Source organism: Pseudomonas sp. CM25 (assembly GCF_013179705.1).
Lineage (GTDB): Bacteria > Pseudomonadota > Gammaproteobacteria > Pseudomonadales > Pseudomonadaceae > Aquipseudomonas.
This window is the reverse complement of sequence record NZ_JABMCW010000311.1, coordinates 1-6,404: the sequence shown is the minus strand read 5'-3', so window position 1 is coordinate 6,404 and position 6,404 is coordinate 1. Positions and strand designations below refer to the sequence as shown.

11 protein-coding genes are annotated in these 6,404 nt (G+C 60.8%); 7 read left to right on the top strand and 4 right to left on the bottom strand.

Going from position 1 to position 6,404, the window contains the following annotated elements; all coding sequences use genetic code 11:
- The coding region (locus HP546_RS24030; protein ID WP_172230411.1) for an OprD family outer membrane porin at positions 1-522 on the bottom strand (522 nt) is incomplete at its 3' end.
- 365 nt (positions 523-887) lie between these two features.
- Between HP546_RS24030 and HP546_RS24025 the strand changes: the two genes are divergently transcribed.
- The 3 genes from HP546_RS24025 to HP546_RS24015 all read left to right on the top strand — a co-directional run bounded on the left by HP546_RS24025 (position 888) and on the right by HP546_RS24015 (position 2,336).
- A complete protein-coding gene (locus HP546_RS24025; protein WP_172230408.1) occupies positions 888-1,247 on the top strand; it encodes a histone-like nucleoid-structuring protein, MvaT/MvaU family in 360 nt (119 codons plus the stop codon).
- A gap of 222 nt (positions 1,248-1,469) precedes the next feature.
- Positions 1,470-1,997, top strand: a complete 528-nt coding sequence (gene gloA, locus HP546_RS24020; protein WP_172230403.1) for a lactoylglutathione lyase — start codon at positions 1,470-1,472, stop codon at positions 1,995-1,997.
- A 96-nt stretch (positions 1,998-2,093) separates the two neighbouring features.
- Positions 2,094-2,336: a hypothetical protein gene (locus tag HP546_RS24015; protein ID WP_172230400.1), complete on the top strand. Its 243-nt coding sequence runs from the start codon at positions 2,094-2,096 to the stop codon at positions 2,334-2,336.
- 89 nt (positions 2,337-2,425) lie between these two features.
- On the opposite strand, the gene HP546_RS24010 is transcribed toward HP546_RS24015, so the two are convergent.
- On the bottom strand, positions 2,426-3,247 hold the full coding sequence (locus HP546_RS24010; protein ID WP_172230397.1) for a shikimate 5-dehydrogenase: 822 nt from the start codon (positions 3,245-3,247) through the stop codon (positions 2,426-2,428).
- A gap of 160 nt (positions 3,248-3,407) precedes the next feature.
- On the opposite strand from HP546_RS24010, the gene HP546_RS24005 reads away from it, so the two are divergent.
- Both HP546_RS24005 and HP546_RS24000 read left to right on the top strand, forming a co-directional pair.
- Positions 3,408-3,755, top strand: coding sequence for a hypothetical protein (locus HP546_RS24005; RefSeq protein WP_172230378.1), 348 nt, complete (start codon positions 3,408-3,410; stop codon positions 3,753-3,755).
- Between the two features lie 94 nt (positions 3,756-3,849).
- Positions 3,850-4,032, top strand: a complete 183-nt coding sequence (locus tag HP546_RS24000; RefSeq protein ID WP_172230376.1) for a hypothetical protein — start codon at positions 3,850-3,852, stop codon at positions 4,030-4,032.
- A gap of 93 nt (positions 4,033-4,125) precedes the next feature.
- Here HP546_RS24000 and HP546_RS23995 read toward each other — a convergent pair whose 3' ends face one another.
- Positions 4,126-4,440 carry a chemotaxis protein gene (locus HP546_RS23995; RefSeq protein WP_172230374.1) on the bottom strand — a complete coding sequence of 105 codons (315 nt, stop codon included), beginning with the start codon at positions 4,438-4,440 and terminating at the stop codon, positions 4,126-4,128.
- Between the two features lie 164 nt (positions 4,441-4,604).
- On the opposite strand from HP546_RS23995, the gene HP546_RS23990 reads away from it, so the two are divergent.
- Positions 4,605-5,426: a S24 family peptidase gene (locus HP546_RS23990; RefSeq protein WP_172230414.1), complete on the top strand. Its 822-nt coding sequence runs from the start codon at positions 4,605-4,607 to the stop codon at positions 5,424-5,426.
- 37 nt (positions 5,427-5,463) lie between these two features.
- Here the strand turns inward: HP546_RS23990 and HP546_RS23985 are convergent, their stop codons facing one another.
- Positions 5,464-5,775 (bottom strand): DUF1654 domain-containing protein, encoded by a 312-nt coding sequence (locus HP546_RS23985; protein WP_172230372.1) that lies wholly within the window; start codon positions 5,773-5,775, stop codon positions 5,464-5,466.
- A gap of 242 nt (positions 5,776-6,017) precedes the next feature.
- Between HP546_RS23985 and HP546_RS23980 the strand changes: the two genes are divergently transcribed.
- The coding region (locus HP546_RS23980) for a polysaccharide lyase family 7 protein (RefSeq protein ID WP_172230370.1) at positions 6,018-6,404 on the top strand (387 nt) is incomplete at its 3' end.

Here is a 6,404-nt window from a genome sequence, read left to right as displayed (position 1 = left end):
ATGCAGTTCTTCGGAGGTCAGCATGGCGCCGTGGAACATGGTCGGCAGCAGACGACCGTCGTTATACTTGACCAGCGGCATATCCGGCATCATTGCGCCGTACTTGAGCACGGTGCTGGAAACCTTGACCTTGGCGGCAAGGCCCATCTTTGCGTACTGGTCGGCGGAGTGGCGTGGGTCGTGTCCGGAGGACGGCAACAGGCCGCTGTTACTGTCGCCGGGGCTGGAGTCGAGTTTGAAGCCAAACATGCCCAGCGCATCCACGCCAAAACCTATCGGCCCCTGGGTAAAACCAGACTGCACATTGAGGATGAAGCCTTGCGCCCATTCTTCGCGCTTGGAAGCGCCTTGGCTGGAACTGCTATGGCCGTCTCGGAAATCCCGGTTGAAATAGACATTGCGTGCTTCGACCTTGGCAGTGCTGTCTTGAAGAAAACCGGCAGCCTGGGCATTGATGCCGGCACACAACAGGAACAGGCCGGCAACACGACGCCCGGGGGCGAGAGGAAAAGGGGCAAACATGCGAGGAAACATCCAGAATCAAGGGCGAGTTAACAACCTGTGGCACACGCTGGCCACGGTACTGCGACAGGGCCGAACATTCGCCGGCCATTATCTGAAATTGTCGCGCAAGGCGTCTGCCACGGGCAATTGGACCATGGTCTAGATCCGCCCGTGGGTGATGCCGCGAAATTCCGAAAGTTACCGCCCGCAAAACTAGGAAAGTTCCCACCCTACTTGCAAAAAGTTAGCAGTTTACCCAGTACCGATGAATGACTACACTCGGTATCAGCGAACAGCGTAACCCACCCGCGTGGCCGGCGTTTTTTTATGCTTCTTCAATGTTCGTCACGCCCTGCCACGACTGACGTACAGGAGTGAATACAGTGTCCAGACTTGCAGAGTTTCGTGCTGCCGAAAAAGCGCTCCAGGAACAGATGGCGCAACTGGAAACGCTTAAAAAGGATGCCGGCCTCAAACGCGAAATCGAATTCGAGCAGAAACTAGTCGGCCTGATGAAAAGCTATGACAAGAGCCTGCGCGATATCATCGCCATCCTCGACCCGAAGGCGGTCAGCCGGGCCCCCAGCGCAGCGCCCAAGCAACAGCGCCGCCCGCGCGTGGTGAAGGTTTACCAGAACCCGCATACCGGCGAGCGGATCGAGACCAAGGGTGGCAACCACCGCGGGCTCAAGGCCTGGAAGGAAGAGTACGGGGGCGCCACCGTAGAAAGCTGGGTACGCTGATGAAACGTGCACATGGGCTTCACACTTTTTTCACAACGGCTGGCTCAGTATCGAGACAGCTAAAGGACTAGCGACCCCACGCGCCCGCACATGCGGGCCTCTAATTCCAGCGCCCTGCCTTGTGCAGGGCGCTTTCGTTTGCGCAATCGGCGCACTGCCGTATCATGGCCAGCCTGTCTGTTTTGCCGGTGCCCTGCGCCCGGCCCTGCCTCAGGAGTTCCCATGAGCCTGCACGATCTGCAAACCCTGCCGGGTGTCACCGCACAACCGGATACCGCCACCGCCCAGTTCGTCTTCAACCACACCATGCTGCGGGTCAAGGACATCGAGAAGTCCCTGGACTTCTACACCCGCGTGCTGGGCTTCCGCCTGGTGGACAAACGCGACTTCGCCGAAGCCGCCTTCAGCCTGTACTTCCTGGCCCTGGTCGACCCGGCGCAGATCCCCGCCGATGACGCCGCACGCCACCAGTGGATGAAATCGATCCCCGGCGTGCTGGAACTGACCCACAACCACGGCACCGAAAATGATGCCGAGTTTGCCTATCACAACGGCAACACCGACCCTCGCGGTTTCGGCCACATCTGCATTTCGGTACCTGACGTGCGCGAAGCCTGCGCACGCTTCGAGGCACTGGGCGTGCCGTTCCAGAAACGCCTGCAGGACGGGCGCATGAACCACCTGGCGTTCGTCAAGGACCCGGATGGTTACTGGGTCGAAGTGATCCAGCCGACCGAGCTCAAAGGCTAAGCGTCAGCGCGGCTCGCTCGTCGGCCCGGGAACTCCCGGCCGCTTGCTGTGGTATATGAAGGTAACTGCTTCACATGCCACAGCGAGGTAAGGACGATGCAATCTCTTCACTGTGAATACCGCAAGCACACCATCACCGCCAGCGTGATGCCCCATCCCGACTCCCCCCTGCCCTATGCCGCGGGCTGTCTTATCACCGCGCCGGACGGGCACACCAGCAAGCGCATGTCGATGCCGATGAAGTTCTTCTCCGACCTTGAGAATGCCCAGCATGTGTCGCTGGCCCATGGCCGGGCGTTGGTCGACCAGCAGCTGGATGACGGGCAGAAGGTATTCTGAGGCTGTTTTTGCCAGCGCTGGCTACTTCGCGGGCAAGCCTTAACTGACTGGCATTCAGGCTTGCCCGCGACAGGGCCAGCTCGGGTAAGTCAGATATCCCGGGCGTAGGCCACCGCCGCATCTACCTGCGCTGATGTCGGCCGCACCCCGGTATACAGCACGAACTGCTCCAGCGCCTGCAGCGCGATCACCTCGAGCCCGGTGATAACCGGCTTGCGCAACGCCTGCGCGCGGCGGATCAACGGTGTCTGCGCCGGCATGGCCACCACCTCGAACACCCGCTCCGCCGCGGCAATGGCGTTTTCGCAAAACGCCAGCTGGTCAGCCTCCGGCCCGCCTGCCATTCCCACCGGTGTCACATTTATCAGCATTGGCGGGCAGCGGTCACCCAGCTCCGCCACCCAACGGTAACCGCAGACATCCGCCAGCTGCCGCCCGGCCTGTTCGTTGCGCGCGACAATGATGCCCTCGGTGAAGCCCGCATCGCGCAAGGCGCTGGCCACCGCCTTGGCCATACCGCCACTACCGCGCAAGGCAAAAGCGGTGCCGGGGTCCACCTGGTGTTGCGCCAGCAATTGGCGCACTGCCAGGTAATCAGTGTTGTAGGCTTTCAGGTGACCATCGGTGTTGACCAGGGTATTGACCGACTCGATGGCCGCCGCAGACGGGTCGATTTCATCGACCAGGGCCATGCAGGCTTCTTTGTAAGGCATCGAGACTCCACAGCCGCGGATACCCAGCGCGCGGATGCCCCCTATCGCCGCCGGCAGGTCATCGGTGCGCATGGCCTTGTAGTAGAAATCCAGGCCCAACTGCTGGTACAGGTGATTGTGAAAGCGCACACCGAAAGTGCCAGGGCGCCCCGCCAGGGAAATGCACAGCACCGTGTCCCTGCTGGGAGTTGTCGACATAACCTGCTCCTTTGTCATGACTGAATCGTTTGTTCACCCTAACAGAGCTAACCGCTGGTCGTCCCTTACACAACCTTTACCGTTCCCCTGTGCTCAGCTTACAGAGACCGGAGTCATAGTAATGAGGCCCCGAGAGTGGGGTTTACTGCGAGGTTGTTCCATGAACCGTTACATTCCCGGAATCGTGCTGCTGGCCGGTGCCCTGGCCATCAGCGGGCCTGCTGCCGCCCACGGCGGCGGCCATGGTGGTGGTGGTTGGTATGGGCCGGGCCCTCTGCTGGGCGCGGCGGTGGTTGGCGCGGTGGTCGGGGCGACGGTTCATGGTGGGCATGACCGCACCGTCTACGTCGAGCGCCAGCCCGTTTATTACGCGCCGCCACCCGTGTACGTGCAGCCGCCACCCCAGCCGGTGTATTACCAGCCGTACTACGCGCCGGCGCCACCGCCGCCCGGCTACCGCCCTTACTATGGCCCGCCGCCGGTGTACTACGGCCCACCGCGCTGGTAACGGTTGATAGAACTAATGACCACTATCGACAGCGTTGATTTCAAACCCGTCCGGCTGCTGCGTATGGTAGGGCCATGTTCTACAGGAGGTCCCCATGGCCACTATCCATATCATGTCCGTTGTCGGCAGCGCTGTCCCCGTTTCATTGCGTGAGCAGGGCCTGCTGGCGTGCTGGTACCTGATGCGCAACGGCGAAGCCGTGAGCGGCCCGATGCCAACCCTGGCCTCGGCCCAGGCATTGGTTGAACAGTTGCAGCCAGGCACTATGGTTGCCTGACCCGAATTTGTTGTGTGTTGCTCCCCAAGCCCTTCCGGCCCGCCCTCTGGCGGGCTTTTTTTTTGCTGCTTGCCGGTAGCCTGTGGCGTGGCTTCAGGGCTGGGAACTGCGGCTCACCTGGCCGGTCAAGGCCACGACCTTGCCCTGCAACCGCCCCACCGTCAGCACCAGCTCGTTACGCTCCCTGGCCAACTGGTCAGCCCTGGCTTGCGCCTCCCGACGCGCGTCGCGCTCGATATCGAGCAGTTCAGTGAGGCGGCGCACCACGGCGATATCCGCAGCGTCCATCGCGCGCTCGGCGGCATCCCTCGACAGCCACTTGCGCAGCCACAAAAATGCCCCCAGCAACACAGTGCCTGTACCGCCCAGCCAAGTAACCGTGCCCGGGCCGAGGTCAGTCGGGTCCATGTAAACCTCTTTGCGCATGATGATGTCAGCAGCCCTGGAGAAAAATGTCTCGATGGCTTTCCTTGTTTGCAGGTTTAATTTAGCCTACAGCTAATTTCACCACAACCATCATTTTAGCTTTGCGCCCATTTAGCAACGAGCTAAACACTGGCATGCTTCCACCTATGGATATCTACGAAATTCGCAAGCACAACCTGGTGAAGCTGATCGGCAGCCAGCGCAAGGGACTCTGCGCAGAGCGCTGGGGAATGGCGCCTGCGCACCTCAGCCAGATCCTCTCGGACAAGACCGCCAAGAACCTGGGCGATGACGTGGCGCGGCGCATCGAGGGCATCGAAGGCTTGCCGCGGGGCTGGTTCGACGCGATGACGCCCGCCGGCCAGGCACAGCCAGTGATCGAGGTCGACAGCAAGTTGTCTGCCGCCGACTTGGTCAAACAGATGCTGGCCAGAAGCGGCAAAGGCATTTCCGAGGTAACCCGACAAAGGCTGCTGGCCGCCGCAGAGGAACCGGGCGACGCTGCCCTGGTGAAGGCTGAGCGGGCTCGGCCCGGTCTGGTTGGTGACGAAGTGTGGATCGCGCACTACGACGTAAGGGCGGCCATGGGCGGCGGCCAGATCCCCCACGACTACCCCGAGATGTTCACCGATGTACGGGTCAGCCCAAGCCATCTGCGCGAACTGGGCGTGGCGTTCAGCGAGCACCATCACCTGAAGATGGTCACCGGCTGGGGCCAGTCGATGGAGCCGACCATCAAGCACCGCGACCCGCTGATCGTCGACGTGAGTATCCGCGAGTTCGTGGGTGACGGGATCTACTTCTTCTCCTGGGGTGACCATATCTACATCAAGCGGCTGCAGATTGCGGACGAGGATCACTTCGAGATGATTTCCGATAATACCCGCCACAAGGACCGCATGATTCGCCGTGAAGAGACGTATATCCAGGCCAGGGTGCTGCTGGTGTGGAATGCACACCTGGTCTAGTACGAAGCCCGCCAACCCGACGGGCTTTTGCTGATGATCAGAAAGGCGCCCCTTGGTCGCTGCCCTGCTCGACGATAACGTCGTCGCGCGCTTCTACGCTGCTGCGCTGCCAGCGCACCGTGACGCTGTCATCGTCGTTGAAGGTAAGGTCCAGTTCGGGCGTTTCCGACAGCAGGCCCATCACCTCGTCCCACTCCGCATCACCGTCGGTATCCAGGCGATGGACCAGCACCCAACGCTGTGTCTGTGCGAGCGGATGGTTGATCATCGACGACACCCGCAGACTCAGCCGCTCTATTCCGGTCATTTCCTGGCGTAGCTCGGGCGCCGACTTCATGTGATATGACATAGCCTCATCCTGATATCTGTATATTTGTACAGTAGCCAGGGAAAGCTTATCTCACCGCCGAAACCAGCGTAAAGCCCCTATCAACAGAAAATTTGCCAGCGGGCAATTTATCGCCACGCGAAATTATTTTAGCTACGGGCTATTGACGATTATTTAGCGTACGGCTAACTTTTCTAACGCAGCCCGTCCGTGGCCGCTCGCACATTTCGTCGTCCATCCTCCGTATTTCGCAAGGAGCTCCCATGACCGTAGACATCAGCAAACTCACCATCGCCACCCCGGTGGCCGTATCCGCAACCAACCCTGTAGCCCTCGAGCTCAACGGTGCCGAAGCGGTCGTGCGGTTTCCTGGCATCGTCAAGGTGCTCGGCGATGGCTCGATCCAGTTCTCTGCCCCCACCAAAGGCGCTTCCAGCAAAAGCACGCACAGGACTCGCTGCGAGTGGACGGAAACGCAAGGCTGGACACTGTCCAGCGCCCGCGACCACTGGAATCGCCAGACCATGACGCTGACCAAGGTCAATGCAGCGCAGAAGGTGGTCATCGCCCAGATGCACGTGCGCGGGGACGACGGCCCGCCAGTGAAGGTGTTCTGGAACAAGGGCAATATCACCTTGGGGTTTCGGCGC

Coding starts and splice junctions, on each gene's coding strand:
- gloA (WP_172230403.1), top strand. CDS start 1,470: ATGAGCCTGCACGATCTGCAAACCCTGCCGGGTGTCACCGCACAACCG.
- HP546_RS24015 (WP_172230400.1), top strand. CDS start 2,094: ATGCAATCTCTTCACTGTGAATACCGCAAGCACACCATCACCGCCAGC.
- HP546_RS24010 (WP_172230397.1), bottom strand. CDS start 3,247: ATGTCGACAACTCCCAGCAGGGACACGGTGCTGTGCATTTCCCTGGCG.
- HP546_RS24005 (WP_172230378.1), top strand. CDS start 3,408: ATGAACCGTTACATTCCCGGAATCGTGCTGCTGGCCGGTGCCCTGGCC.
- HP546_RS24000 (WP_172230376.1), top strand. CDS start 3,850: ATGGCCACTATCCATATCATGTCCGTTGTCGGCAGCGCTGTCCCCGTT.
- HP546_RS23995 (WP_172230374.1), bottom strand. CDS start 4,440: ATGGACCCGACTGACCTCGGCCCGGGCACGGTTACTTGGCTGGGCGGT.
- HP546_RS23990 (WP_172230414.1), top strand. CDS start 4,605: ATGGATATCTACGAAATTCGCAAGCACAACCTGGTGAAGCTGATCGGC.
- HP546_RS23985 (WP_172230372.1), bottom strand. CDS start 5,775: ATGTCATATCACATGAAGTCGGCGCCCGAGCTACGCCAGGAAATGACC.